The organism is Mesorhizobium sp. P5_C1, from assembly GCF_054049815.1.
Genome location: NZ_JBFULQ010001202.1, coordinates 1 through 817 on the forward strand (window position 1 = coordinate 1; position 817 = coordinate 817).

The 817-nt window shown below is 54.5% G+C and carries 1 protein-coding gene; it reads right to left on the minus strand.

The window, feature by feature from the left end; all coding sequences use genetic code 11:
• Nucleotides 1–723 (minus strand): acyltransferase family protein (locus ACXJ7R_RS34875; protein WP_457155764.1); only part of this gene is annotated, 723 nt, incomplete at its 3' end.
• Between the last annotated feature and the right edge of the window lie 94 nt (nucleotides 724–817).

Here is an 817-nt window from a genome sequence, read left to right on the forward strand (position 1 = left end):
CCCCAGCACAGGCGGGCCGAAAATTGAATATTTCATGTTGAACTGGATGTCGGCTCCGCGTCCTGCTGCGGCCAAGGCCAGCGCTCCTACAATCGCAATGAAAATCAGTCGAGTTGGCGAGCGGAATTGATACGTCCTAAGCAGATGACCAAACCAATAGCAGCAAAGCGCGATCGGCACTGCTGCGACAGCCCAAGGCGAGCGATTCATTGGCCACTCGAATGCAATCGCGTAGCCTATAGTGACGCATAACGCGACGAATCCTAGCATCCGGGTGCTGCCAGGACCTCTCGCCCAATTCGCGAACTCGTTGTAAATAAGCTGGGTAAAGAAGAGGCAGGTTACGAACCAGAAAACGCCAAAATCACGCCAGAGGCGCATGCCTCCCAAAACGTCGTTCACGGCCATTTCTCGTAGCTGCCAGCGGGAGGGAACATCGCCGAGCAGAATTCTCCTGGATATGACCGCAAACGTCAAAACCGCCAGGAACGCTACGTATGGTACGGCCAGGCTGGAGACTTTCTTCCAAAATAGCTCGGTACGTGAGGCAGGCTTATAAACGTAACCGGATACGACGAAGAACAGGGGCATATGAAATAGCAGCACAGAGTTGGCGAAAACGGAGTCCCAAGTACCGGTCCCCGCTCCGGCGATGTGGGCCGCCACCACAAGGAGAATGCCAACGCCCTTGGCGGCATCAATCCAAATTTCCCGGTTTGCCATAGCTTGCCCCAGTCGCCCATCAGGGCGAACTAAACAAAGGCAAGCTAAACTAAGCGCTTCGCACCTGCAATACGAAATTGTGCAATGCAGCATG